Genomic DNA, 25,554 nt, shown 5'->3' with positions numbered 1-25,554 from the left:
CTTGTACGAGGCTTATAAACTTACTCATTAATATGAAGTGCAATTTCTTGAAGCTCTTCTTTCATTTGACCAATAAGTGATAAAACAGACCCGATCGCCTGAATCCAACTACCATAAAACCCCAATGCTTCACCGCTCTCACTACTCTTGTCTCTTAATGATTCAATCCCTCCTTTTGCTTGCATACTATTGCCAATTCCTTGAAGGAAGCCACCAACTATATTTAAAAATCTACCCGAGGGTGTTAAATCAAAAAACTCATCACTTAATGCAACAAAACTTCCTAAAGCCTGGAACCAATTACCAGTAATGATTATTCTTTGGTTCAAGTCCTTATTTGGGTCAAAAAGGATGCCAATGATAACGAGAGAATTGCCAACAGCTTGGACTTCATCACCAATAAGCTCAAGTGAATAGGTTCCTTGGCCATCAGCGGAAAGTGCTTCGCCTGTAGCTTGAAGTATATTTCCTTGCAAACGCAAATCAATTTTTAGCTGTTCATTGATAGGGAGTTGAGGAGTACTTCCTAAAGCTGCTTCAATTGTACCGATAGTTGACAATACAGAGCCAAAAATCTCCTTTAGTTGACTATTCAGGCCTAATCCCTCCCATACTCGCTTCATTATATGTATGTGGTGAAGGAAGTGGGTTTGTACTTAAGGAGATAAAAATGAAAGATGTACATTTACCGGTTACTTCTTCCAAATAAAGACCATTTATTAACTAGTACACGACCCGTAGTAAGAGTCGAATCATTAGAAGCTAGGTACAACAGCATAACCTCATCGACTAACGGTTTTTTGGCAATTAGTTCATCTTTTTAAAATTGTTTGTTGCCAGTTCATCGCAATGAAACCTGGCTGGACTCTATTCATACGAATCTTCTTCTCTTTTGCAACATGAAGTGTAGCCAGTCGATTGTGTCTCCTTTAATGCTTGAACTTTTAAGAATTTCACATCTAATCAACATTGACTTTTTTTATTCATCATTTGTTTTATCCTCAGGAACTCTTTTGTACAAGTATCGGATTCTGTTAAGTCTGATTCATTTAGCTTTCCCTCATTTGCAACATTCAATTTTTTTAAGCATTTTTCTTACTTGATCATCTATATCTGTTACAATTACTTCTGCCCCTTTTTAGCAAATATATTAGAACTGTAGCGCTCATACTAGAGATATCTCCAGTAGTAATCGTAAATTTATTGTTCATCCCATTATCTTAGCTCCAATTATTAGCAGTAAACTTAACAAATAACTTGATTCACCTACTCTTAAAGGTTAACTTTAAGTGAATACAATCTAATACTTGTTTTTTATTTGAAAGAAGAGGGAATATAAAACATAAGTACATAATAGTTAAAGGAGAACGATTAAAGATGAAGAGATTTTTACTTATATTATCGATAATGACGTTGTTTTGTTTGACTGCATGTGGCGATGGTGAGGGCGATTCTCAGAGTGGAAACATTGATAAACCTAATCTAGCAGATGAAGAAATTGAAGTGAGTCTTCAAAATGCCGTAGATATCTTTCTGCGAGAATATGAAGTGGATTATATTACAAAAGTTGAATTAGATAGTGATATGGATCAATGGAAATATGATGTGGCTGGAGCTTCTAATGAAAAAGAGTATGAGCTTGTGATTGATGCACATACTGGAGATATTTTAGATCAAAGTGAAGAGGCAATTGAAAAAGGGGATGAAGAACAAGGTATTTCTTTAAATGAGATTCTTTCACCTTCAGAAGCGATGAAAATTGTTCAAGCAGAAACGAGTAATGAAATTGGCGGTTGGACATTAGAAGTAGAGAATGGAACAGAGCAGTATGAAATCGAAGTCAGAGATGGTAGTGAAGATATCGATTATATTATTAATGCGATAAGTGGTGAGTTAGTAGGCAGAGATTAAATTTTTTTCCTCAGCAGATAGTAAAGTCCAATGATTAATTTAATCATTGGACTTTTTTTAACCTATTATTAAAGACTAGGTTGCACGACGGGTGATTTCTTATATTTTTTCTGGATGACATATGTCTGGATAATAAGGAATAATCCACTCACTGACCAATATAAAGGCAGTGCAGCTGGTGCAGATAGGGAAATGAACAAGATCATTGCCGGTGAAAGGTATCCCATGATTTTCATTGGTCCTTGTTGTTGATCCTTTGGTAATTGCATAAGGGAAACTCTGAATTGCAAATAATAAATGACACCAGCGATAATAGCCATGGGAATATTGGCGTGTCCTAAGCTAAACCATAAAAAGCCATGGGTAGCGATTTCAGGAGATGTTCTAATAGCATAATAAATAGCCATCAAAATCGGCATTTGTATCAGCAAGGGCAAACACCCCATATTCAATGGGTTGACCCCATGTTTCGCATATAAACCAATAAGCTCTTGTTGTAATTTTTGCTTCTTAGCTTCATCTTTTGTTTTGTTCATTTGCTCTTGTATAGCCTTCATTTCAGGTTGTAACGCTTCCATTTTGACCTTCATCGATTGAGAGCTTTTTACTTGTTTAACGGTTAAAGGTAGTAAGATCAACCTTAATAATAAAGTCACTAGCACAATACTCCAACCATAATTTCCGTGGAATATGCCTGCAAAAAAGTCGATGATAGAGATCAATGGCTGCACAAAATAATGATGGAAAAACCCTGTGTCTGTACCACCATTTGCTTGACAGCCAGCTAAAACCAATGAAATTGTAATTACTAACCATATCATTTTCTTCAAAAATATTTCCTCCTCTAATGATTGTTTTAATTAGTCATTAGAGAAAGAAATGCTTCATCGCTATCGTCTGGACTTTCTTTGCGACGAACTGTAAGTAAACGGTTTTGTTTACATGCCCAATTAAGCACATTAGAAAGAACAGATGCGTAGTGGTTAATTAAATCAGCGTCTGCTTCTTGAAGACGATAAAAAAGCATGCCTGTATTTCGTTGTAAGAAATATATCGTTAAGGCGGGGAGTAGGATTGTTAAGACAATACCAGCTAAGGTTAAGTCATGAATCGTTTGATAATCAAGTTCAAAAAGACCAGCAAATATCATCCCAAAGAGAATGGTATGATTAAATGATAAATGTCTCATTAGACTGCTCCCCTCCTTTCAATTCTTTTACATATTTTCATCATAATCATAACGGAATCAGAAGGAAAAGTAAATGAAGCAAGACTTACAGGCTATGGATAACCTTTTTGTGACTATTATATTTAAATATTAAGTAGATAGTACAAGCTTCTTTTTCTGGTACATCCATTCTAAAAAATGCTGTTACGTTATGGGAGTATTCATGATTGCAAGCAGTAAATGGGTAGTTGTTATAGTCTATTCTTTTTCCTCATCCTTCCCTAAGTCTTCACATGCATACTCTATTAAAGAAAAAATCAAAGCTAAAATAATTGTAGCGAACAATCCGATTTGGATGGAATGCATGACATAATCCAAAAAAGACACAATCGCCCAGTTTGTCAAAAAAGAAAACACTAAAGATGTAACCTGCTGTTGCTTCAGGGTATATTTCCCCGAATGATTCATCAATAAAATGAGAGCTCCTATAAAAATTTCAGATACGATTCCAATGAGAAAATAAAGCAAAATAAATGAAATGATGGATGGGAAGGATTCAAATTTGATGTTAAGTAAATGAAAGATTCCTAGAGTACTAAAAAAGTAAAGAGCAAGAACGAATGATAAGACCAACAGAACAATGATGCTTATCGCGATAGTTGACCCAATGATACTTTTGAAGTTACTTTTCTTTGATGATGGTTTGTCTTTCATCTCCTCATCCTCCCAATAGACTTCGTTAATATGTAAAATTTTACATTGTATTAAAGTGTTTGCCAACTTATATTAGTTTTTTTGTAATAATCTTGTAGCAGACATTGGAGGTCATGTACCGTTTTATTTCTAAAGGGGTGGCCATCATTAAATGTATGAGTACCAGATGAATAGTTTGTCTCAGTCAGGCTATTGCTACCGGACACCGTTATAGGAATAACTCAATTAAAACTTTAAGGGGCTATTTGAAAGCTAGAAAGTGAGAATGAATAGCTCAATATGTAACAAAAGGATTCCTAGGTGCTTGATATAGAGAGGTAGTTGAAACTTGGCATAGGAGAAGATGGCAAAGGAAACTGATGAAAAAAATACAAATTTGTCATTCAAAGGACCTTTGCCTCTCTTTATTTTACTTTATGCCCTTATATTACTTTTAATTGAAGTCCTATGAATAGGTAAGAGTCTTTTAAGCGAATAATTACTCACTTTTACTTGCTTCTTGATTTAAATACTTTATTTGGACTATGAGAATATTTAATTTCTACATTTATATCTTCGGCAGTAATATTCTTAAACATGTCTTGAAATTTGTGTTGCTTCCAAATTTTATTATGATGCCTAAAGAGGTAATCTTCAAAAAGGTATACATCTATACCTTTTTCCCTCCCAGATTTTAAAGATAAGAACGCTTCATCTCTGATTTTATCTTCAACTTTATGTTTAAGTGCATCTTGATTTACTTCGGAGGCTCCCTCCCTTAAAATGATTGTGGATTTTATGTTTAACTTGAATTTAGAATGAAAGTTGTCTTCCTCCAACGTTAATTTCGTTTTAGGATCTCTAAGTTCGACTTCAACAGGATCGTTTTTATTTTCCATATTGACTTGAATTAAACTTCTTTCAACATCTGCCTGCTTATTAGCTTTGATATAACCACTTAATTGAGATGAGTTTAAAAAACCTTTGTAGTTCCCGCCTTTAATAAAATATCCTCCATTAAAATAGGGTACTAAAAATTTCAATTCATTTTTTCTCACATTATTATTAGTTATTTCAATTCGTGGTAGTAAGATAGTCTTTGTCGCTTCACCTAAACCAATAAGAAATTTAGTTGCATCAATAGCAGGTACTTCTGAAACTTGTGTTTGTGTGTCTAGAGGTTGATTAATAATACTGCTTGTATAGGGATAATAAAAAGGCATTTTAAGTGTCAATATTTCCTCTAAATCTTCACTAGTGCCATAAATCCACCCATGGACACGTATGTTGTAATTCGAAGATAGTGAATCAGTCGTTTCCTTTAGTTTATACTTGATTATATTTTCTGAAAAAATAAAGCTATTGATATGATCAAAATTAATTTTTATTTGCATGGTTTTATAAATATTAGTTAATGCTTTATTTATTGTATTGCCTGTTCCTACACCCAACCATACAGGTTTATCTTGATTAATAGAGCTGCTCTCGGTCTTAGCTACATTTGAAAAATCCAAGAATTGAACATATACCACATATTCTTCGTCAATAAAGTCAACACCAAAACCAATGGCGTATGCTTGATATTGAATTTCTACAGGCTTTTGACATCCACTTAACAAAAGAAACATAATCATGGTAATGAGGATCCTCTTAATTTTAACTCTCCCCTTTAAGGTATACTATCTTAACTTAGAGTGACGTTAAATGGACTTAAGTATTCATAAATTATAAAGTCATTTACATATTTCATGCTCTTTACCAGGTATGCTTTTGTATTTAATCTCAGAATTATGTGCTTCGAAGTAGATGTATATTTTAATTAACCAATGTATCTGCGAGCACAGGATGAATTACAGATTATGTATAATGTCTCTTAAAAAACAGCCCACTGATGTGGGCTGTGCTTCAATATAATGGTTGTTGGTTATGACAGGATGGAAACCCACTTATATCTTGAATCATATGAAAATCATATTGTTTTAATGCGAATTGGGATTGATATAAATATTCAATCACTAATAATTTTCTTTGAGATGTACCACAAAGTTTCCCTGATGTCCCTTGACCATTGGTGAATGAGATACCAATTGGTTGGCCAATTAAATAATTAATTTTATGTTGCCATGGCATGGTGATATCACTCCTTCAAAGCATCTTATGATTTTGAAGGGATTGGGTGCATGTATGAGCTTTATTAAAGAATTCTTAAGTTTATTTAAAAAAGCACCCAAATGAAGGTGCCTACTTAAAAAATTGATGGAAACCTAATTCCATAGGTATTAACCAAATAAAAAAACCTAATAAGGCTATTGGCCCGATAAAAAAATTGTAGAGTTTAACTGGCAATAGTTTAAAAAGCAAAAATCGATAAATGAAAGCTACACCAAACATTGTAATAAACAGAATTAGCAATGGTCCAATAAATTGCATGTAGTTAAATTCTATCCCCTTAAAAATATCCATATGGATCCTCCTTATATACATTGTGGGTATATTTTACTATAAGATGAAAAGTTTTGAAAAGAGGATACACAATTTTATGGTGCTGCTTTATTCTCTAATTGCTTGAAGACAAAACGTATAGCTCTAGTCGTTTAGGAATCTTGTTTCCCTTTGTTGGAGTAATCCTTATTGAATTGAAGATTGCCGGAAGGGGTATAGCTGTAACTTCTCCAATCAAATACGTTCTCCGAGAGTGAGCAAGAGAATATGGAATGTTAGAAAAAACACAGAAGCTCCAATCATTTATAACGTTTTGACCAGATGAAAATCAATGAAGCATCCTTTTAAGGGTTATCTTCTGAATTTTAAAAATCTATTTCTAAATACGTAGTTGATAGAAGGTGAATAATTTAGAGATTTAATTGGTTGGTGCTTATTAATCTTATATAGGAGGATGTTTTTAATAGATGTTAAGAATCTTAAATGTATGAAAAAAACCGAAGAAATCGGTTTGATTAGCGCTTATGAGTGAATATTAAAGAGAGCCCTCTTGATATTGAGGGCTATACAAATTTTAAACACCTTTAAGTAGTATTTAGATATTGTTAAATAAACAATACTAGGTGCTGTTTTTTATATGGTAACCTGGTTTAGTTCTTTCGTAAGTTAGTAAGAGTTTATTAATACTTAGATTTTTCATTCATCTCTATTTTTTTATTTAGCAAATCTTTACCCCAGGTTTGCATTGCTTCTAAAATAGGTATAAATTTTCGCCCCTGTTCGGTTAATGAATATTCTACTTTTGGTGGTACAACTTTATAAACTTCTCTGTGTACTAGGTTGTCCTCTTCAAGTTCTCTCAATTGTCTAGTTAAGATTCCTTTTGATATTCCAGGTAACATTCTCAATAATTCATTAAACCTAATGATATTATTTTGGCTTAAATGCCATAAAATCACGATTTTCCATCTGCCCGCAATTGCATTTTGGGTGACTGTTAATGGACAGATTTCTTGTTGTATTTCCTCAGTGATTGATTCATCTTGATAACTAAAACGTGCCATAATAAAACCTCCTTTTTCTCTAGGTGCTATTTTTATGACTATGTTATTAAAATGTGCCTACTTACATAAATCCTACATAACAAATAGTATAGATATTAGAATTAAAAATCAAAAATACACCATAGTGGAGGAGTTTCTATGAAAGTTTTAATAACTGGGGCAACTGGAAATTTAGGTTCTAAAGTTGTAGAATATTTACTTGTCAAATTATCAGTAGAAGAAGTAGTTGTTGGTGTACGTGACGACAAGTCTCAAAAAGCAATGGGTTATAATAAAAAAGGCTTGGAAGTGCGAGTAGCGGATTTTGAAAAGAAAGATACCCTAATTACTGCATTTAAAGATATAGATCGAGTATTTGTTATATCAACATTTGGTGATTATGAAACGGTTATGCGACAACATTTAAATGCAGTTGAAGCTGCCAAAGAAACAAACGTAAAACAAATTATTTATCCAAGTGTTACTAGATCAGAAGAAAATGATTTCTTCCTAGCAGTTCTTCATAGAGCACGTGAAATAGCTATTATTGAATCAGGTATCCCTTATGTAATTCTACGTAACAACTGGTATATAGAAAATGAGCTTAATACAATCCAAGGTTGTATGGATGGTGCCCCTTGGGTAACTTCTGCAGGTGAGGGGAAAATCGGTTGGGTATACCGACCAGATTTAGCTGAAGCAGCTGCAAATATTTTAGTAGAAGATGGTCATGAAAATAACATTTATGAACTTTCTGGTGAAAATTTAACACACCAGCAATTTGTTGATATATTAAATCAAGTAACAGGTAAGGAAGTTCCTTTAGTAGCAGTAGACGATGCTTCTTTTGAAAAAATGTTAAAAGATGCCGGAGTACCAGAAGCTTACCACCCTATGTTGGTAATGACTCAAAAAGGGATACGTGAAGGTGGCTTAGAATCCACACATTCCGATTTGGAATTCTTATTAAAACGTCCTGCTACATCATTGAGGCAAGCTCTTATAAAATTATTAATAACTACTAAATAGGTCAATTAAATTTTCTGCAAAAACAAACAAAAATTTTATACCACTAAATGAACTTGCACTTATGTTAAAAAGCCTTTCCAGTTGGAAGGGCTTTTTAACATAAGTCACCATTAATACAAATTAATAAGTCAGTTACTTCAAATCGGAAGTTAACATGCCATACACAATACTATCTGTCCATTCATTTTTATTCCAAAAATCTTGTATGAAATGTGCTTCCTTTCTCATACCAATTCTTTCACATAATTTTTGTGAAGCTATATTTCGTGCATCTAGATTAGCCTGTATACGATGTACATTAAATTCATCAAATAATTTATAGACCAAACTACTTACTGCTTCTGTTGCCAAACCTCTACCAGCAACTTCATTTGAAAAACTATAACCAATCTCAACAGTATCTTTCATTTCTGTATACCATACGGATAAATCACCAACTACTTTATTCTTGTATATAACTGCCAAACTTAACATGGATTCTTTAGTGAGTGCACAGTTTGCTAACTTTTTATCAAACCTTTTATTCATATCTTCGTCAGTCCACTTCTCATGTAATAAGAACTTACAAGTATCATCATTATTATAAATAGCAAATACATCCTGTAAATCATTACGCTTAAAAGGTCTGATTAGTAGTCTTTCTGTTGTGATATTCAAGTTAGTTCTTCCCCCTTGCTTTTATTCTACAAACATTTCTTATAGTATCTAGCCTCCTTTTATATGTTACCTTAAATACATATTTCACCATAGTAAATGAATAGCCTCTTCACCTAAATTCTCCGTTTCTTTAAGGAAAACCCTTCATTAACTCCTTAAATAAGTACATTTATTATAAGAATGCTTCCAAGATTTTTGTCTTATGATCCCCTTCTAAATAATCTTTTGGATAAAATAAACAAAATATTAATTTTTAATTAAAAAAAGACAAAAAAAGAGTAGAAATCATTCTCCTACTCTCTTTTGCTATTTAAGACTTTTATCCTTAAAGTATTCTCGGCTATCAACACGGATTTTTTTTGGTAAAACACGATCAAGTTCTTCATCTAACCAAGCAATCGTTTTGTTTCGTAAATACTCTCTCATTTGCTGTTCGGCTTCTAACATTACTAAATTTATTGTACAAGTGGAATTACCTGATATACAAGATGAACAGTCTCTATCCTCTTTTTCTTCTTTACCTACATACATAAGGTTATTACTTAAAATGTTTTTACACTGAAAAATTGGTTTAACACCTTCAACAGCTTCTATTACATCCCAAAAGGAAATTTCTTCAGGAGCCTTAGCTAATTTATAACCTCCATTGACTCCTGGAACAGAACTCACAATTTTAGCCTTTGATAATTTACCAAATGCTTTGGAAAGATATGTTTCTGAAAGCCCTTGAAATTCTGAAAGTTCTTTTATCCCAATAACTTCATCTGATGGTACATCAATTAAGTACACTAAACTATGCAACGCATATTCAACCATAACACTATATTTCATGTAATCACCTGCTCTATTTAAAACATCTTTAATCATCTTTTTATTGTATTTGTATCTTAACATAGTTTTTTTTGTTTGACACAAATTACTAATAGCGTTATATTGATTAACGTCGACAAGATTAATCGACGATTGATGTAAGAGACAATTAGTTTACCCATTAAAGAAACATTTATTCAGGAGGAATTATCTAATGAGCAAATTACTTATTATAAATGCACATCCAGAAGTGGAATCTACTTCGTCTGTTAGTCTTAATGTTCTTAATCACTTTAAAAATGTATATAAGGGATTACAATCAGAAGATGAGGTCATTGAACAAATTGACTTATATAGCGAAGAAGTACCTATGATAAATAAGATAGTTTTAAATGCATGGGCTAAGCTTGCTAAGAATCAAGAACTTACGAATGAAGAAAAAGAAGTAACAAACCGTATGAGCGCAGTGTTACAACAATTTAAAAGTGCGAATAAGTATGTAATCGTTCTCCCATTGCATAATTTTAATGTACCAACAAAATTAAAAGACTATATGGATAATATTTTAATTGCGAAAGAGACTTTTAAATATACAGAGAATGGTTCTATTGGCTTACTTAATGATGGAAGAAGTATGTTGGTGATACAAGGAAGTGGTGGTATTTATACTAATAATGACTGGTATACTGAAGTCGAATACTCACACAAATATTTGAAATCTATGTTCAATTTTATTGGAATTGAAGATTATCATATGGTTAGAGCGCAAGGGACAGCTTTACTAGAAAGAGAGACAATTTTAGAAAATGCTTATATTGAAGTCGAAAAAATTGCTTCTGAACTTGCACAGAAATAAATAAAAAAAGCAAAGAAGAGAAACTTTTAAATTTCTCTTCTTTGCTAATTGTGATATTGAATCTGACTATTTTATACTTTGCTTCAAACAAGTTTCTTGTTAAAGTTAGCCTTATTTTTATTAAAATGATGGATATGTAATCTTTCCTTTTTCTACCAACTCTTTCAAACCTAAGAACATATAATGCCAACCTTGTTCGGTATCTTTTTTCCAATCTTCATGTGCTTTTTGAATATCTTCAGTTGTCCAATCTTTTTCATGGATTACGTTAATTTCTTGTGTGAAAATCATTTCACAGCCTGATTCAAGCGATTCGATTTCCACTGTAATGTCGTCTTCTAAATCACTAAATTGAGGCATTTTGAATGTGAAAACAAGTTTCGCTGGTGGTTCAACCAATTTGTATTCTCCAATAGCTCGATAATCTTTCCCATCCCGATGATCCACAACTTCCCATGTTCCACCTACACGAGGATTACTCTTTGCCACTTTATTTGTATGTTCCATGGTGAACATCCATTTTTTAATCGTGTCTGCTTTAGTCCACGCGTCAAATACTTTTTCTGCTGGAACATTAAATTTGCGTTTCATATTAAGGGTTGTTATTGATGTTTTTGCCATCTGAACCATCCTCTCAACGATTATTATTCTTTTGATTCATTCTTACGTCTTTACTACTTGAAACGTTGTTCTTATATACGAAAGTGGCCTTTCAAAAAAATAGTATAACCAATATTGGATAATATTACAAAACCATCAATGGTTAAATCTCGATACTTTTTCTTGAGAACGTCAGAATGAAAGCAGGATATCAAGAAGTTATCATTTCAGCCAATTTTCAAAGACTTTGTAGCCATCAATTTGTATTCATTCTCTACACCATACGTATCAGCGAGTTGTTGATAACACCAATGAGACTTAATCCCATATATGGATTCTAGGTATTCCTGCTGATCTTAAGTAATCCAATAACTGACCGGTATGAACAGATTCATGATAAGCAATTCGTAATAGCATGTCACCTAAATCTCGTATGTAACCTGCATCGGAACGGTCAATTTTTATATTAAATAGGTCTTCTTCTGAAAATGATTTAATTGTATTTATAAATTGCTGTCTATAAGGTTCAGCAAAATCCAATTCTGCATTTACAGAAGTGAAAGGACGATTTTCGAATGGAGAATTGAATTTGGACAAACTCCTTCTATTTTTAATTGCTAGGTGATAATAATGTTCGCTTTCTAACACATGCCTAATCATTTCTAGGCATGTCAAGGCTTCATCATCAGGCTTCCATTCTAGCTTATCTTGAGGAATAGATGTCCAGACCTTAATACTTCTTCTTCTAATTTCGTTGAAGTTTAAAATAATTAAATTAACTGAGTTCATAATATCCTCCTTGAAAATTATATCTTTAATATACACGAATAAACGTTCGTGTTAAAGAGGATTAGTTGAGCATTTAAAAAACAAGATTAGAGGAGTGATGTAGAAGTAAGTGGAAGAATAAGAGAATAAGGCACAGGAGCTGCATTTAACAACGGACTTACTAGCCTTATTCAGTCAAATGAGGTACAGAATTACCATGGAATATGACAATACCATTTAGTGCATTCTTGTGGTTTTACTTCACCTGCAGCAGAAGCAGGAGAAACAATTGTTAAGGTGAGTATATTCAGGATCTTTATAATCGAGTTAGTAACTTATGGAACCGATTCATTTTCTGTCCAACCCTGCTCCTCTCTAATAACATCTTCATCTTCTGGGTTTACAGCATGTACTTTAATGGCAACCCTTGTTTTCAGAATGTTTGCACTTGATTATGTGCTTATACAATTTATGTGATGCTTCTAAAGGTGTTGAATGAGGTTTGTAGTGGGGGAGGATAATTAGACAAAAATAAAAGAAGCCCTGATAAATCAAGGCTTCTTGGTATGGAGAATAGGGGGCTCGAACCCCTGACCTCATCGCTGCCAGCGATGCGCTCTCCCAGCTGAGCTAATCCCCCGCTAGATATATTGAAATTATAGCGGGAGAATGAATATTTTTCAATAGTCAAAATAAAAAATTAGTGCAAGCTTTCTATTTCCATCGACTTTACTCCCGGCACTTGAGAAATTGTATGATAAAAGTCAGTTGTTTTTTTACGATAATCAACTGCAATAGTTAAATAAACTTGTGGGTAGCCCTCTTCAGTATCTTTAATTCTCATCCTGCGAATAGCCGCTTGCTGCTCTTTAATGGTGTGAATAATCGTCGTGATCTGTTCCTTCGTTTCAACTGCCATTTTCATCGTAATCTCTTTTTCTCGTAGTTGTCTTGGGCCAATAAGCCCTAATAAGTAGGGAACAACTTCAACTGAAATAATAAGTAATACGACACCTGCAACAGCCTCCATATAATATCCAGCTCCAACAGCGATACCAATTCCAGCTGCGCCCCAAATTAAGGCGGCGGTTGTAAGGCCGGAAATACTATCATTCCCTCTCCTCAATATGACCCCTGCACCAAGAAAGCCAATTCCTGATACAATTTGAGCTGCTAAACGTAAAGGATCCATTGTAATATTAATATCGTCATTACCTGGAAATATGTATGCTGATTCTATTGACACAATAGTGAGAAGACAGCTAACGATTGAAATGACTAGGCTTGTTTTTAAGCCAACTGGTTTACGTTTTAGTTCTCTTTCTAGTCCTATAATAAGACCAAGCACAGCTGAAATCCCTAACTTCATTAGGACATCCATTTCTAATCCGTACATAATATCGCCTGCTTTATCATTTAATAAATTTTAAATAAGTTACCTTTACTATAGGTTTAAGGTGTAAAATAGTCTATACCTAAATATCAATATATAGAGACAAGGTGATAGCATGGGGTAGTGAAGATGAATCCGCTTTTTGTATTAGCTATAGGAGTTGTTTCAGTTTCAACTTCAGCCATTTTTGTAAAGTTGATTTCAGCTCCCCCTGGTATTATTGCTTTTTATCGTCTCCTTTTTTCAGTCGTGCTTATGATGCCAATCTTTCTTTTAAAATATGTTCATGAAATTCGTCATATTACAAGCAAGGATTGGCTGTTTTCTATCATTGCGGGTATTTTTTTAGCTTTCCATTTTATTTTATGGTTTGAGTCTCTTCAATACACATCGGTTGCTAGCTCGACTGTGTTAGTTGCCTTACAACCGATTTTTGCATTTATAGGTGCTTATCTCTTCTTTAAAGAAAAAACTTCTTGGAAATCCATTTTGTCAACTATAACTGCGATAGGCGGTTGTATCATTATTAGCTGGGGTGATTTTCTACTAAGTGAAAAGGCGCTCTATGGAGATTTGTTAGCACTCATCGCCTGTGGGCTAGTAACAGGGTATTTACTGTTTGGGCAGACCGTCCGTCAAAGAGTATCCCTGATTACTTATACATTTATTGTATACAGTATTAGCACATTGACACTTTTTATCTATGTCATGCTTAACAAACAACCTTTGTATCCTTATCAAGTAAATGACTGGATTTTTTTAATTCTCTTAGCACTTTTTCCAACATTATTAGGCCATACATTATTTAATTGGTCTGTAAAGTATTTAAGTACTTCTGTTATTTCGATGGCTACTTTGTTTGAACCTGTGGGTGCAGCCATTTTAGCTTATTTTGTACTACAAGAAAGAATAGCTTGGTCACAAATTTTTGGTGGGCTATTTGTTATAGTAGGGCTATCTTCCTTTTTAATAGATGAAAGAAGGAGAAGAAAGAAACGATTATAGGCAAATAATGAAGATCAAGTTTAGAAAATGAAGCAAAAGGTGAGCCAAGAATGAGCTCACCTTTTTTATATAAATAAATAGGATAATCTACTAAAAATAAATGCTGCTGTTACGGTGAAGATGAAAGTTCCTCCATAAACTTTACCTGGTGAATTAGCGATGCGAATACCTTCCACATAAGCGAATGAAAATAAAAAAAGGGCCATAATTACTGATACGTATAGTGCTACATCTTCCAGCTCTATTCACACCTTTCATATATAATAGAATGAGATTAGTAGATTATATGACCCATTCTCAACTTTATGACAAATATTTATGATAAGGATGAAGAGAAAGAGAGATTACTTATTGAGTTAAGACGGGAGCTTAGAAGAAGGGAAGAATGATTGAAGAGTATCTGAAGAGTATCTATATATAAGTAAAGCAAAAGATAATTAATAGTTTCTTGTGGTTATCAATTAATGGAAACGCTTAACTATATGATAGTTACGATACTTAATAAAAATATGAAAAACTTGATTAAAACTTTTAAAATTATATTGCAAACACTTTTTAATCATGATATAGTTATTTTTGTTCCCGATAAAAGAAAAATTTACTAATTTAATCACTTAAATTATTTTAAAAAAATGGTTGACGTGATGAAGACGGGATGTTATGATAATAAAGTCGCTTTTGAAGCGAACGAGATTGTTCTTTGAAAACTGAACGAACATAAAACGTCAAGCGTAATTCTAAAAAGCTGATTTATCAGCAACAAAGCACCATAGGTGCAAATGAGCTAATCAAACACTTTATTGGAGAGTTTGATCCTGGCTCAGGACGAACGCTGGCGGCGTGCCTAATACATGCAAGTCGAGCGAATCTGAGGGAGCTTGCTCCCAAAGATTAGCGGCGGACGGGTGAGTAACACGTGGGCAACCTGCCTGTAAGACTGGGATAACTCCGGGAAACCGGGGCTAATACCGGATAATATCTATTTATACATATAATTAGATTGAAAGATGGTTCTGCTATCACTTACAGATGGGCCCGCGGCGCATTAGCTAGTTGGTGAGGTAACGGCTCACCAAGGCGACGATGCGTAGCCGACCTGAGAGGGTGATCGGCCACACTGGGACTGAGACACGGCCCAGACTCCTACGGGAGGCAGCAGTAGGGAATCTTCCGCAATGGACGAAAGTCTGACGGAGCAACGCCGCGTGAGTGATGAAGGTTTTCGGATCGTAAAACTCTGTTGTTAGGGAAGAACAAGTATCGGAGTAACTGCCGGTACCTTGACGGTACCTAACCAGAAAGCCACGGCTAACTACGTGCCAGCAGCCGCGGTAATACGTAGGTGGCAAGCGTTGTCCGGAATTATTGGGCGTAAAGCGCGCGCAGGCGGTTCCTTAAGTCTGATGTGAAAGCCCACGGCTCAACCGTGGAGGGTCATTGGAAACTGGGGAACTTGAGTGCAGAAGAGGAAAGTGGAATTCCAAGTGTAGCGGTGAAATGCGTAGAGATTTGGAGGAACACCAGTGGCGAAGGCGACTTTCTGGTCTGTAACTGACGCTGAGGCGCGAAAGCGTGGGGAGCAAACAGGATTAGATACCCTGGTAGTCCACGCCGTAAACGATGAGTGCTAAGTGTTAGAGGGTTTCCGCCCTTTAGTGCTGCAGCAAACGCATTAAGCACTCCGCCTGGGGAGTACGACCGCAAGGTTGAAACTCAAAGGAATTGACGGGGGCCCGCACAAGCGGTGGAGCATGTGGTTTAATTCGAAGCAACGCGAAGAACCTTACCAGGTCTTGACATCCTCTGACAATCCTAGAGATAGGACTTTCCCCTTCGGGGGACAGAGTGACAGGTGGTGCATGGTTGTCGTCAGCTCGTGTCGTGAGATGTTGGGTTAAGTCCCGCAACGAGCGCAACCCTTGATCTTAGTTGCCAGCATTCAGTTGGGCACTCTAAGGTGACTGCCGGTGACAAACCGGAGGAAGGTGGGGATGACGTCAAATCATCATGCCCCTTATGACCTGGGCTACACACGTGCTACAATGGATGGTACAAAGGGCTGCAAGACCGCGAGGTTTAGCCAATCCCATAAAACCATTCTCAGTTCGGATTGTAGGCTGCAACTCGCCTACATGAAGCCGGAATCGCTAGTAATCGCGGATCAGCATGCCGCGGTGAATACGTTCCCGGGCCTTGTACACACCGCCCGTCACACCACGAGAGTTTGTAACACCCGAAGTCGGTGGGGTAACCTTTTGGAGCCAGCCGCCTAAGGTGGGACAGATGATTGGGGTGAAGTCGTAACAAGGTAGCCGTATCGGAAGGTGCGGCTGGATCACCTCCTTTCTAAGGAATATACGGAATTAACTTGATGTTAGACTGTTCGTTCAGTTTTGAGAGTATAATCTCTCAAAATAAGGTGAAAGTAGCGAAGGATTCAAGGAAGCGTAAGCTGACGAGAATACCAAAGCTTACCATTCATCAATCGTTCTTTGAAAACTAGATAATGTAATGAAGAAGATTACCGAGTAATCGCCACCTTAGTTATTTTCTCTCTATATAATAGAGTAGAGATACTAAACTTTTTTTAAAAACATACAACCGTGAGGGTTGTGAGAAGCAAGCAGTTCAAGGAAGCGAGCTAGGAAACACCGGAGTGTGCGTCTTGTGCACATGAGGATGTTGACGAGTGAGCTGACGCCGAAATGCGTAGCTTATCGCAAGCCGAACAATGGTTAAGTTAATAAGGGCGCACGGTGAATGCCTTGGCACTAGGAGCCGATGAAGGACGGGACTAACACCGATATGCTTCGGGGAGCTGTAAGTAAGCTTTGATCCGGAGATTTCCGAATGGGGAAACCCCCTATCCGTTATGGGATAGGATCCATACCTGAATACATAGGGTATGGAAGGCAGACCCGGGGAACTGAAACATCTAAGTACCCGGAGGAAGAGAAAGCAAACGCGATTCCCTGAGTAGCGGCGAGCGAAACGGGATTAGCCCAAACCAAGAGGCTTGCCTCTTGGGGTTGTAGGACATTCTATACGGAGTTACAAAGGAACGAGATAGACGAAGAGGTCTGGAAAGGCCCGCCATAGGAGGTAAAAGCCCTGTAGTTGAAACTTCGTTCCCTCCAGAGTGGATCCTGAGTACGGCGGGACACGAGAAATCCCGTCGGAAGCAGGGAGGACCATCTCCCAAGGCTAAATACTCCCTAGTGACCGATAGTGAACCAGTACCGTGAGGGAAAGGTGAAAAGCACCCCGGAAGGGGAGTGAAAGAGATCCTGAAACCGTGTGCCTACAAGTAGTTAGAGCCCGTTAATGGGTGATAGCGTGCCTTTTGTAGAATGAACCGGCGAGTTACGATTACATGCGAGGTTAAGTTGGACAGACGGAGCCGTAGCGAAAGCGAGTCTGAATAGGGCGAATGAGTATGTGGTCGTAGACCCGAAACCAGGTGATCTACCCATGTCCAGGGTGAAGTCCAGGTAACACTGGATGGAGGCCCGAACCCACGTACGTTGAAAAGTGCGGGGATGAGGTGTGGGTAGCGGAGAAATTCCAATCGAACTTGGAGATAGCTGGTTCTCTCCGAAATAGCTTTAGGGCTAGCCTCATGCGTAAGAATCTTGGAGGTAGAGCACTGTTTGGACTAGGGGCCCTCATCGGGTTACCGAATTCAGACAAACTCCGAATGCCAAAGATTTATCCATGGGAGTCAGACTGCGAGTGATAAGATCCGTAGTCAAGAGGGAAACAGCCCAGACCACCAGCTAAGGTCCCAAAGTATACGTTAAGTGGAAAAGGATGTGGAGTTGCTTAGACAACCAGGATGTTGGCTTAGAAGCAGCCACCATTTAAAGAGTGCGTAATAGCTCACTGGTCGAGTGACTCCGCGCCGAAAATGTACCGGGGCTAAACGTATCACCGAAGCTGTGGATTGAACATCGTTGATGTTCAGTGGTAGGAGAGCGTTCTAAGGGCGTTGAAGCTAGACCGTAAGGACTGGTGGAGCGCTTAGAAGTGAGAATGCCGGTATGAGTAGCGAAAGATGGGTGAGAATCCCATCCACCGAATGCCTAAGGTTTCCTGAGGAAGGCTCGTCCGCTCAGGGTTAGTCGGGACCTAAGCCGAGGCTGAAAAGCGTAGGCGATGGACAACAGGTTGATATTCCTGTACCACCGTATTCTGTTTGAGTGATGGGGGGACGCAGGAGGATAGGGTAAGCGCACTATTGGATGTGCGTCTAAGCAGTTAGAGGGACCATGAGGCAAATCCCATGGTCACATACCTTGAGCTGTGATAGCGAGGGAAATTTAGTACCGAAGTTCTTGATTCCACACTGCCAAGAAAAGCCTCTAGCGAGGAATAAGGTGCCCGTACCGCAAACCGACACAGGTAGGCGAGGAGAGAATCCTAAGGTGAGCGAGAGAACTCTCGTTAAGGAACTCGGCAAAATGACCCCGTAACTTCGGGAGAAGGGGTGCTCATTAGGGTGTTAAAGCCTTGATGAGCCGCAGTGAATAGGCCCAGGCGACTGTTTAGCAAAAACACAGGTCTCTGCGAAGCCGCAAGGCGAAGTATAGGGGCTGACGCCTGCCCGGTGCTGGAAGGTTAAGAGGAGAGGTTAGCTCACGCGAAGCTTTGAATCGAAGCCCCAGTAAACGGCGGCCGTAACTATAACGGTCCTAAGGTAGCGAAATTCCTTGTCGGGTAAGTTCCGACCCGCACGAAAGGCGTAACGATCTGGGCACTGTCTCAACGAGAGACTCGGTGAAATTATAGTACCTGTGAAGATGCAGGTTACCCGCGACAGGACGGAAAGACCCCGTGGAGCTTTACTGTAGCCTGATATTGAATTTTGGTACAGCTTGTACAGGATAGGTAGGAGCCTTAGAAGCCGGAGCGCTAGCTTCGGTGGAGGCGTCGGTGGGATACTACCCTGGCTGTATTGAAATTCTAACCCACATCCCTTATCGGGATGGGAGACAGTGTCAGGTGGGCAGTTTGACTGGGGCGGTCGCCTCCTAAAGAGTAACGGAGGCGCCCAAAGGTTCCCTCAGAATGGTTGGAAATCATTCGTAGAGTGTAAAGGCACAAGGGAGCTTGACTGCGAGACCTACAAGTCGAGCAGGGACGAAAGTCGGGCTTAGTGATCCGGTGGTTCCGCATGGAAGGGCCATCGCTCAACGGATAAAAGCTACCCCGGGGATAACAGGCTTATCTCCCCCAAGAGTCCACATCGACGGGGAGGTTTGGCACCTCGATGTCGGCTCATCGCATCCTGGGGCTGTAGTCGGTCCCAAGGGTTGGGCTGTTCGCCCATTAAAGCGGTACGCGAGCTGGGTTCAGAACGTCGTGAGACAGTTCGGTCCCTATCCGTCGTGGGCGCAGGAAATTTGAGAGGAGCTGTCCTTAGTACGAGAGGACCGGGATGGACGCACCGCTGGTGTACCAGTTGTCTTGCCAAAGGCATCGCTGGGTAGCTATGTGCGGAAGGGATAAGTGCTGAAAGCATCTAAGCATGAAGCCCCCCTCGAGATGAGATTTCCCATAGCGCAAGCTAGTAAGATCCCTGAAAGATGATCAGGTTGATAGGTTAGAGGTGGAAGTGTGGCGACACATGCAGCTGACTAATACTAATCGATCGAGGACTTAACCAAAAACGAAAAGCGAAAGCGCCTTGCACAGGTGCGACAAGCATAAGACAGATTTGACAGGAGGTTGTTCTTTAACCTCATGACAAATTTGACTTATGACCTCGAGCACCTAGGCGCTGTAGCTGGACAATACGATATGCGGGCGGCTTCAAGCCGCCGCAGCTAGACAGCACTACGTAAGTAGTCGCGTCAGCACGCATTCAGGCGATTACTCAAAACAATCTTCTTCAACATTACCTAGTTTTCAGAGAATGATTTAAAATTTCTCTTGAAAATTTTATTAAAGACGTTATAATAATATATGTCTTTAAAAAGTCCGGTGGCGATAGCGAGAAGGTCACACCCGTTCCCATACCGAACACGGAAGTTAAGCTTCTAAAGCGCCGATGGTAGTTAGGGGCTGTCCCCTTGTGAGAGTAGGACGTTGCCGGGCATACATATTGGAGGATTAGCTCAGCTGGGAGAGCATCTGCCTTACAAGCAGAGGGTCGGCGGTTCGATCCCGTCATCCTCCACCATTTTTTGTGTGTATTTGCCGGCCTAGCTCAATTGGTAGAGCAACTGACTTGTAATCAGTAGGTTGGGGGTTCAAGTCCTCTGGCCGGCACCACTCGTGCTTTGTACGAGCCATTAGCTCAGTTGGTAGAGCATCTGACTTTTAATCAGAGGGTCGAAGGTTCGAGTCCTTCATGGCTCACCATTTGATCATTTTAATATGCGGGTGTGGCGGAATTGGCAGACGCACCAGACTTAGGATCTGGCGCCGCAAGGCGTGGGGGTTCGACTCCCTTCACCCGCACCATTTTTCATTTTAAATATTTGCGGAAGTAGTTCAGTGGTAGAACATCACCTTGCCAAGGTGAGGGTCGCGGGTTCGAATCCCGTCTTCCGCTCCAATATGTGCCGGGGTGGCGGAACTGGCAGACGCACAGGACTTAAAATCCTGCGGTAGGTGACTACCGTACCGGTTCGATTCCGGTCCTCGGCACCATTCTTTTTAAAATTAAGCGCCCGTAGCTCAATTGGATAGAGCGTTTGACTACGGATCAAAAGGTTAGGGGTTCGACTCCTCTCGGGCGCGTTTTGTATCGGGAAGTAGCTCAGCTTGGTAGAGCACTTGGTTTGGGACCAAGGGGTCGCAGGTTCGAATCCTGTCTTCCCGACCACTAGATATACATATATATTTTTAGGGGCCTTAGCTCAGCTGGGAGAGCGCCTGCTTTGCACGCAGGAGGTCAGCGGTTCGATCCCGCTAGGCTCCACCAATTAATTTTATACAATATATTCTATGGCGGTGTAGCTCAGCTGGCTAGAGCGTACGGTTCATACCCGTGAGGTCGGGGGTTCGATCCCCTCCGCCGCTACCATAGATAGAATGATGGACCTTTAGCTCAGCTGGTTAGAGCAGACGGCTCATAACCGTCCGGTCGTAGGTTCGAGTCCTACAAGGTCCACCATTATTCGGAGGAATACCCAAGTCTGGCTGAAGGGATCGGTCTTGAAAACCGACAGGGGTGTTAAAGCCCGCGGGGGTTCGAATCCCTCTTCCTCCGCCATTCATATTATTATCGCGGGGTGGAGCAGTCCGGTAGCTCGTCGGGCTCATAACCCGAAGGTCGCAGGTTCAAATCCTGCCCCCGCAATCTGGTCCGGTAGTTCAGTTGGTTAGAATGCCTGCCTGTCACGCAGGAGGTCGCGGGTTCGAGTCCCGTCCGGACCGCCATTTACATATTTATTATTTTGGCTCAGTAGCTCAGTCGGTAGAGCAAAGGACTGAAAATCCTTGTGTCGGCGGTTCGATTCCGTCCTGAGCCATCTTTTATGGCGGTTGTGGCGAAGTGGTTAACGCATCGGATTGTGGTTCCGACATTCGTGGGTTCGATTCCCATCAGCCGCCCCATTGCGGGTGTAGTTTAGTGGTAAAACCTCAGCCTTCCAAGCTGATGATGAGGGTTCGATTCCCTTCACCCGCTTAAATAGGGGCCTATAGCTCAGCTGGTTAGAGCGCACGCCTGATAAGCGTGAGGTCGATGGTTCGAGTCCATTTAGGCCCACCATTTATATTATTCCGCAGTAGCTCAGTGGTAGAGCATTCGGCTGTTAACCGAACGGTCGTAGGTTCGAATCCTACCTGCGGAGCCATATGGAGAAGTACTCAAGTGGCTGAAGAGGCGCCCCTGCTAAGGGTGTAGGTCGGGCAACCGGCGCGAGGGTTCAAATCCCTCCTTCTCCGCCAGTTGGCCCCTTGGTCAAGCGGTTAAGACACCGCCCTTTCACGGCGGTAACACGGGTTCGAATCCCGTAGGGGTCATAAAAAAGAAGCTGTCAACATAAGTTGACAGCTTCTTTTTTATGTGGCTAACACTTTTTGGATGTTATATTATCTGTCATTAGATGTCAAAATAATTTGAAAAATAACAAGGGATTTTTATACTTAAGACGAATTATTTAAGAAAGAGTAATGTAATACAAGGAGTGGAATGAATTAAGATGAATACAACTGCATACCCCACTGAATTCGAAATGCACTTGTTTCATGAAGGAAGCTTATTTATGGCATACGAACTGTTTGGATCACACCGTCATAAAGAAGGAGATAATTGGGTTACTTCCTTTACTATCTATGCTCCACATGCCACCTCAATATCATTAGTTGGTTCTTTTAATCATTGGAATGGCGAAGGTTTTTCATTAGATAAAGTAAATAAAGAGGGGATATGGAGAATTCAGCTAGATGGAGATTTAACAGGAGAAATTTATAAATATGCAATTAAGAACAAGGATGAACAAACTTTTTTAAAGGCTGATCCTTTTGCTTTTTGTTCAGAATTACGGCCTAGTACTGCTTCGATTGTTTATTCCTTAGAAGGTTACAAATGGAAGGACCAAGGCTGGCAAAAGGAAAAACAACAAAGGAAAGCATTTTCAGAACCTATGATGATATATGAGATGCACTTAGGTACATGGAAAAAGAGGAATGGCCTTTTATTGACATACAGTGAACTAGCAGAAGAAATCATTCCTTACGTAAAGGAGCATGGTTTTACACATATTGAATTGATGCCTATAATTGAACACCCTTATGATCGTTCATGGGGGTATCAAGGAACAGGCTATTATTCGGCTACTAGTAGATATGGTGAACCAAAAGATTTAATGTTTTTTATTGATCAATGTCATCAAAATAATATTGGTGTTATTTTAGATTGGGTACCAGGACATTTCTGTAAAGATCAACATGGGCTATATTGTTTAGATGGTGAATATGTTTATGAATACGAAACAGAAGCTGATAGGGAAAATTTTGTTTGGGGTACAGCTAATTTTAATTTAAGTAAAACAGAGGTTCATAGTTTCCTCATATCCAATGCTATTTTTTGGATGGAAAAATACCATGTCGATGGATTTAGAATTGATGCAGTATCAAATATCATTTTTTGGCCTAATAACGAGAATAGGGAAAATCCATTTGGTATTCAATTTTTACAGAAATTAAATAAGGCTGTTTTTGCTTATGATCCTTCTATCTTGATGATGGCAGAGGATTCTACAGATTGGCCCCAAGTAACGGCTCCTGTTCACTATGGCGGATTAGGTTTCAGTTATAAATGGAATATGGGGTGGATGAATGATGTATTATCTTATATGGAGAAAGCCCCACATGAACGGCAATACCACCATAATAAAATGACTTTTTCATTAATGTATGCATACTCCGAAAATTTTCTCTTACCGTTATCACATGATGAGGTTGTCCATGGGAAGAAATCCCTGCTAGACAAGATGCCAGGAGATTATTGGCAAAAATTTGCCCAATATCGTTTGCTCTTAGGTTTTATGATGACACATCCAGGTAAAAAGCTGTTATTTATGGGGTTTGAGCTAGGACAATTTGCCGAGTGGAAAGATGAAGCTGAGTTGGATTGGCACTTACTTCAGTATGAAATGCATGCAAAAACGAATCATTATGTGAAGAAGTTAATAAAGTTATATAAGAGATCTAAATCATTATATGAATGGGACCACAGATCAGAAGGTTTTGAGTGGATTGATGCTAATAACCATCAGCAATCCATTTTTTCATTTATTCGTAAAGGAGTAGAAGAACAAGAAATATTAATTGTTGTATGTAACTTTTCCCCTCAAGTATATATGAATTTTCGAATGGGTGTTCCTAAAAATGGGAGTTATAGAGAAGTGTTTAATAGTGATAATAATGAATTTGGTGGCTCCCATTGTATTAATAAACGTGTATTAAATACAAAAAAACTATCCTATCATGGAAAACCATACAGCATCGAAATGACGATACCACCATTCGGTATTTCAGTTTTACGTCCTGTTAGAAAAAGAAAAAGGAGTGATGTTGTAAATGGCTAACAAGAAATGTGTAGCGATGTTGCTTGCTGGAGGCAAAGGAAGCCGCCTTAATTCTTTGACGAAGGAGCTTGCTAAACCAGCTGTACCTTTTGGAGGTAAATACCGCATCATCGATTTTACACTTAGTAATTGTACAAATTCAGGCATCGATACAGTCGGTGTATTAACACAATATCAACCGCTAATACTCAATTCATATATTGGCATAGGAAGCGCTTGGGATTTGGATAGAAGAAATGGCGGTGTGACAGTACTTCCCCCTTACAGTGAATCTTCTGAAGTCAAATGGTATACAGGTACGGCAAGTGCTATCTATCAGAATATCAATTATTTAGAGCAACATAACCCCGAATATGTATTAATTTTATCAGGTGACCATATTTACAAAATGAACTATGACTTAATGCTAGATTACCATATTAGTAAAGGAGCTGATGCGACAATCTCTGTTATAGAGGTCCCGTGGCATGAAACAAATCGTTTTGGTATTATGAATACTTCTTTAGATATGAGAATAGAAGATTTTGAAGAAAAACCTGAGCAAGCAAAGAATAATTTAGCATCAATGGGCATTTATATCTTTAAATGGTCAGTACTAAATGAGTTTTTACAAAAGGATAATCAAAATAAGGACTCAAGCCATGATTTTGGAAAAGATATTATACCTGAGATGTTGAAGTTAAATAAGAAACTTTATGCCTATCCTTTTAATGGTTATTGGAAAGACGTTGGTACAGTTCAAAGTCTATGGGAAGCTAATATGGATTTATTAGATGAAAATTGTGAGTTAAATCTTTTTGATCAAGATTGGAGAATTTACTCAGTTAATCCTAATCATCCTCCACAATATATTTCTCCACAAGCAAAGGTCAAACAATCTTTAGTAAATGAAGGATGTACGATTGAAGGCGAGGTAATCAAATCAGTTCTCTTTCAAGGTGTAGCGATTGATAAAGGGTCTGTTATTAAAGAGTCAGTAGTTATGCCAAATACAAGGATTGGTAAGAATGTCATATTAGAAAAAGTCATTGTCCCATCTAATATAGTTATACCAGATGGAACAGTAATTAAAGAAAGAAAAGAAACAAGTGAAGCATTGTTAATCACGCCAGAAAGTATTTGTCATTTTGCATAAA

At 38.5% G+C, this 25,554-nt stretch carries 19 protein-coding genes, 22 tRNA genes and 3 rRNA genes; 30 read left to right on the top strand and 14 right to left on the bottom strand.

Translation table 11 applies throughout. The features are described from left to right. Nucleotides 1–20 precede the first annotated feature (20 nt). On the bottom strand, nucleotides 21–623 hold the full coding sequence (locus MKX78_RS18755; RefSeq protein ID WP_322910394.1) for a DUF6944 family repetitive protein: 603 nt from the start codon (nucleotides 621–623) through the stop codon (nucleotides 21–23). A 754-nt stretch (nucleotides 624–1,377) separates the two neighbouring features. Between MKX78_RS18755 and MKX78_RS18750 the strand changes: the two genes are divergently transcribed. Further along, nucleotides 1,378–1,911 carry a PepSY domain-containing protein gene (locus MKX78_RS18750; RefSeq protein ID WP_095372120.1) on the top strand — a complete coding sequence of 178 codons (534 nt, stop codon included), beginning with the start codon at nucleotides 1,378–1,380 and terminating at the stop codon, nucleotides 1,909–1,911. Nucleotides 1,912–1,979: 68 nt separating this feature from the next. Here MKX78_RS18750 and yidC read toward each other — a convergent pair whose 3' ends face one another. From yidC to MKX78_RS18715, 7 genes are all read right to left on the bottom strand, one after another. After that, nucleotides 1,980–2,732: a membrane protein insertase YidC gene (gene yidC, locus MKX78_RS18745; RefSeq protein WP_095373619.1), complete on the bottom strand. Its 753-nt coding sequence runs from the start codon at nucleotides 2,730–2,732 to the stop codon at nucleotides 1,980–1,982. A gap of 35 nt (nucleotides 2,733–2,767) precedes the next feature. Then, on the bottom strand, nucleotides 2,768–3,100 hold the full coding sequence (locus tag MKX78_RS18740; RefSeq protein WP_095372121.1) for a hypothetical protein: 333 nt from the start codon (nucleotides 3,098–3,100) through the stop codon (nucleotides 2,768–2,770). A gap of 237 nt (nucleotides 3,101–3,337) precedes the next feature. Then, entirely contained in the window at nucleotides 3,338–3,793 is a 456-nt protein-coding gene (locus tag MKX78_RS18735; protein WP_095372122.1) for a YrvL family regulatory protein, read from the bottom strand. A 488-nt stretch (nucleotides 3,794–4,281) separates the two neighbouring features. Further along, nucleotides 4,282–5,418: a Ger(x)C family spore germination protein gene (locus MKX78_RS18730; RefSeq protein ID WP_340978588.1), complete on the bottom strand. Its 1,137-nt coding sequence runs from the start codon at nucleotides 5,416–5,418 to the stop codon at nucleotides 4,282–4,284. Nucleotides 5,419–5,677: 259 nt separating this feature from the next. After that, complete coding sequence (locus tag MKX78_RS18725) at nucleotides 5,678–5,902, bottom strand: hypothetical protein (protein ID WP_095372124.1); 225 nt, start codon at nucleotides 5,900–5,902, stop codon at nucleotides 5,678–5,680. A 111-nt stretch (nucleotides 5,903–6,013) separates the two neighbouring features. Next, the gene (locus tag MKX78_RS18720) at nucleotides 6,014–6,235 is read right to left on the bottom strand and encodes a hypothetical protein (protein WP_095372125.1); all 222 of its coding nucleotides are present in this window, start codon (nucleotides 6,233–6,235) and stop codon (nucleotides 6,014–6,016) included. A 659-nt stretch (nucleotides 6,236–6,894) separates the two neighbouring features. Next, on the bottom strand, nucleotides 6,895–7,278 hold the full coding sequence (locus tag MKX78_RS18715) for a winged helix-turn-helix transcriptional regulator (protein WP_307318079.1): 384 nt from the start codon (nucleotides 7,276–7,278) through the stop codon (nucleotides 6,895–6,897). A 138-nt stretch (nucleotides 7,279–7,416) separates the two neighbouring features. Here MKX78_RS18715 and MKX78_RS18710 point away from each other — a divergent pair, with 138 nt between their 5' ends. Continuing rightward, nucleotides 7,417–8,286, top strand: a complete 870-nt coding sequence (locus MKX78_RS18710) for an SDR family oxidoreductase (RefSeq protein ID WP_341051877.1) — start codon at nucleotides 7,417–7,419, stop codon at nucleotides 8,284–8,286. A 132-nt stretch (nucleotides 8,287–8,418) separates the two neighbouring features. On the opposite strand, the gene MKX78_RS18705 is transcribed toward MKX78_RS18710, so the two are convergent. After that, nucleotides 8,419–8,943 (bottom strand): GNAT family N-acetyltransferase, encoded by a 525-nt coding sequence (locus tag MKX78_RS18705; RefSeq protein ID WP_095372128.1) that lies wholly within the window; start codon nucleotides 8,941–8,943, stop codon nucleotides 8,419–8,421. A 306-nt stretch (nucleotides 8,944–9,249) separates the two neighbouring features. Beyond that, nucleotides 9,250–9,774 carry an RrF2 family transcriptional regulator gene (locus tag MKX78_RS18700; RefSeq protein ID WP_095372129.1) on the bottom strand — a complete coding sequence of 175 codons (525 nt, stop codon included), beginning with the start codon at nucleotides 9,772–9,774 and terminating at the stop codon, nucleotides 9,250–9,252. Nucleotides 9,775–9,967: 193 nt separating this feature from the next. On the opposite strand from MKX78_RS18700, the gene MKX78_RS18695 reads away from it, so the two are divergent. Then, a complete protein-coding gene (locus tag MKX78_RS18695) occupies nucleotides 9,968–10,609 on the top strand; it encodes an FMN-dependent NADH-azoreductase (RefSeq protein ID WP_095372130.1) in 642 nt (213 codons plus the stop codon). Nucleotides 10,610–10,729: 120 nt separating this feature from the next. Here MKX78_RS18695 and MKX78_RS18690 read toward each other — a convergent pair whose 3' ends face one another. From MKX78_RS18690 to MKX78_RS18675, 4 genes are all read right to left on the bottom strand, one after another. Then, nucleotides 10,730–11,230 (bottom strand): SRPBCC family protein, encoded by a 501-nt coding sequence (locus MKX78_RS18690; RefSeq protein ID WP_341051871.1) that lies wholly within the window; start codon nucleotides 11,228–11,230, stop codon nucleotides 10,730–10,732. Nucleotides 11,231–11,527: 297 nt separating this feature from the next. Further along, on the bottom strand, nucleotides 11,528–11,998 hold the full coding sequence (locus MKX78_RS18685; RefSeq protein WP_307318072.1) for a DinB family protein: 471 nt from the start codon (nucleotides 11,996–11,998) through the stop codon (nucleotides 11,528–11,530). A gap of 546 nt (nucleotides 11,999–12,544) precedes the next feature. Then, a tRNA-Ala gene (locus MKX78_RS18680) sits at nucleotides 12,545–12,617 on the bottom strand. A gap of 60 nt (nucleotides 12,618–12,677) precedes the next feature. Then, the gene (locus MKX78_RS18675; RefSeq protein WP_095372133.1) at nucleotides 12,678–13,373 is read right to left on the bottom strand and encodes an MgtC/SapB family protein; all 696 of its coding nucleotides are present in this window, start codon (nucleotides 13,371–13,373) and stop codon (nucleotides 12,678–12,680) included. A 126-nt stretch (nucleotides 13,374–13,499) separates the two neighbouring features. Between MKX78_RS18675 and MKX78_RS18670 the strand changes: the two genes are divergently transcribed. The 27 genes from MKX78_RS18670 to MKX78_RS18540 all read left to right on the top strand — a co-directional run bounded on the left by MKX78_RS18670 (nucleotide 13,500) and on the right by MKX78_RS18540 (nucleotide 25,553). Next, a complete protein-coding gene (locus MKX78_RS18670) occupies nucleotides 13,500–14,375 on the top strand; it encodes a DMT family transporter (RefSeq protein WP_307318070.1) in 876 nt (291 codons plus the stop codon). Between the two features lie 797 nt (nucleotides 14,376–15,172). After that, nucleotides 15,173–16,721: ribosomal RNA gene (locus MKX78_RS18665) — 16S ribosomal RNA — on the top strand. Nucleotides 16,722–17,108: 387 nt separating this feature from the next. Then, a 23S ribosomal RNA gene (locus MKX78_RS18660) occupies nucleotides 17,109–20,041 on the top strand. Nucleotides 20,042–20,353: 312 nt separating this feature from the next. Next, nucleotides 20,354–20,471 (top strand): 5S ribosomal RNA (gene rrf, locus MKX78_RS18655). The 16S, 23S and 5S rRNA genes sit together here with 21 tRNA genes alongside, the layout of an rRNA operon. 9 nt (nucleotides 20,472–20,480) lie before the next feature. Beyond that, nucleotides 20,481–20,556 (top strand) — tRNA-Val (locus MKX78_RS18650). Between the two features lie 16 nt (nucleotides 20,557–20,572). Further along, nucleotides 20,573–20,648 (top strand) — tRNA-Thr (locus tag MKX78_RS18645). 14 nt (nucleotides 20,649–20,662) lie between these two features. Beyond that, a tRNA-Lys gene (locus MKX78_RS18640) sits at nucleotides 20,663–20,738 on the top strand. A 17-nt stretch (nucleotides 20,739–20,755) separates the two neighbouring features. After that, nucleotides 20,756–20,840 (top strand) — tRNA-Leu (locus MKX78_RS18635). 19 nt (nucleotides 20,841–20,859) lie between these two features. Then, nucleotides 20,860–20,934: transfer RNA gene (locus MKX78_RS18630), tRNA-Gly, on the top strand. Nucleotides 20,935–20,940: 6 nt separating this feature from the next. After that, a tRNA-Leu gene (locus MKX78_RS18625) sits at nucleotides 20,941–21,029 on the top strand. A 16-nt stretch (nucleotides 21,030–21,045) separates the two neighbouring features. Continuing rightward, nucleotides 21,046–21,119 (top strand) — tRNA-Arg (locus tag MKX78_RS18620). A gap of 8 nt (nucleotides 21,120–21,127) precedes the next feature. After that, nucleotides 21,128–21,204, top strand: a tRNA-Pro gene (locus tag MKX78_RS18615). 23 nt (nucleotides 21,205–21,227) lie between these two features. Then, a tRNA-Ala gene (locus MKX78_RS18610) sits at nucleotides 21,228–21,303 on the top strand. A 25-nt stretch (nucleotides 21,304–21,328) separates the two neighbouring features. Further along, nucleotides 21,329–21,405 (top strand) — tRNA-Met (locus tag MKX78_RS18605). Between the two features lie 13 nt (nucleotides 21,406–21,418). Further along, nucleotides 21,419–21,495, top strand: a tRNA-Ile gene (locus MKX78_RS18600). 6 nt (nucleotides 21,496–21,501) lie between these two features. Continuing rightward, nucleotides 21,502–21,594, top strand: a tRNA-Ser gene (locus MKX78_RS18595). Between the two features lie 13 nt (nucleotides 21,595–21,607). Then, a tRNA-Met gene (locus tag MKX78_RS18590) sits at nucleotides 21,608–21,681 on the top strand. A gap of 3 nt (nucleotides 21,682–21,684) precedes the next feature. Further along, nucleotides 21,685–21,761 (top strand) — tRNA-Asp (locus MKX78_RS18585). Nucleotides 21,762–21,780: 19 nt separating this feature from the next. Further along, nucleotides 21,781–21,853, top strand: a tRNA-Phe gene (locus tag MKX78_RS18580). Nucleotides 21,854–21,862: 9 nt separating this feature from the next. Continuing rightward, a tRNA-His gene (locus MKX78_RS18575) sits at nucleotides 21,863–21,938 on the top strand. A 2-nt stretch (nucleotides 21,939–21,940) separates the two neighbouring features. Beyond that, a tRNA-Gly gene (locus MKX78_RS18570) sits at nucleotides 21,941–22,011 on the top strand. A 7-nt stretch (nucleotides 22,012–22,018) separates the two neighbouring features. After that, nucleotides 22,019–22,095, top strand: a tRNA-Ile gene (locus MKX78_RS18565). Nucleotides 22,096–22,105: 10 nt separating this feature from the next. Next, nucleotides 22,106–22,180, top strand: a tRNA-Asn gene (locus MKX78_RS18560). 3 nt (nucleotides 22,181–22,183) lie between these two features. Then, nucleotides 22,184–22,274 (top strand) — tRNA-Ser (locus MKX78_RS18555). Nucleotides 22,275–22,277: 3 nt separating this feature from the next. Next, nucleotides 22,278–22,349 (top strand) — tRNA-Glu (locus MKX78_RS18550). A 179-nt stretch (nucleotides 22,350–22,528) separates the two neighbouring features. Then, nucleotides 22,529–24,418 carry a 1,4-alpha-glucan branching enzyme gene (gene glgB / locus MKX78_RS18545; protein WP_341051865.1) on the top strand — a complete coding sequence of 630 codons (1,890 nt, stop codon included), beginning with the start codon at nucleotides 22,529–22,531 and terminating at the stop codon, nucleotides 24,416–24,418. After that, nucleotides 24,411–25,553: a glucose-1-phosphate adenylyltransferase gene (locus tag MKX78_RS18540; protein WP_251162494.1), complete on the top strand. Its 1,143-nt coding sequence runs from the start codon at nucleotides 24,411–24,413 to the stop codon at nucleotides 25,551–25,553. The genes glgB and MKX78_RS18540 overlap by 8 nt, the downstream gene beginning before the upstream one ends. The last annotated feature ends 1 nt before the right edge of the window (nucleotide 25,554 follow it).

It is taken from the genome of Cytobacillus sp. FSL R5-0569 (assembly GCF_038007265.1).
GTDB lineage: Bacteria > Bacillota > Bacilli > Bacillales > Cytobacillaceae > Cytobacillus > Cytobacillus kochii.
The sequence above is the reverse complement of the archived record's forward strand: the minus strand, read 5'-3'. Positions and strand labels throughout refer to the sequence as shown.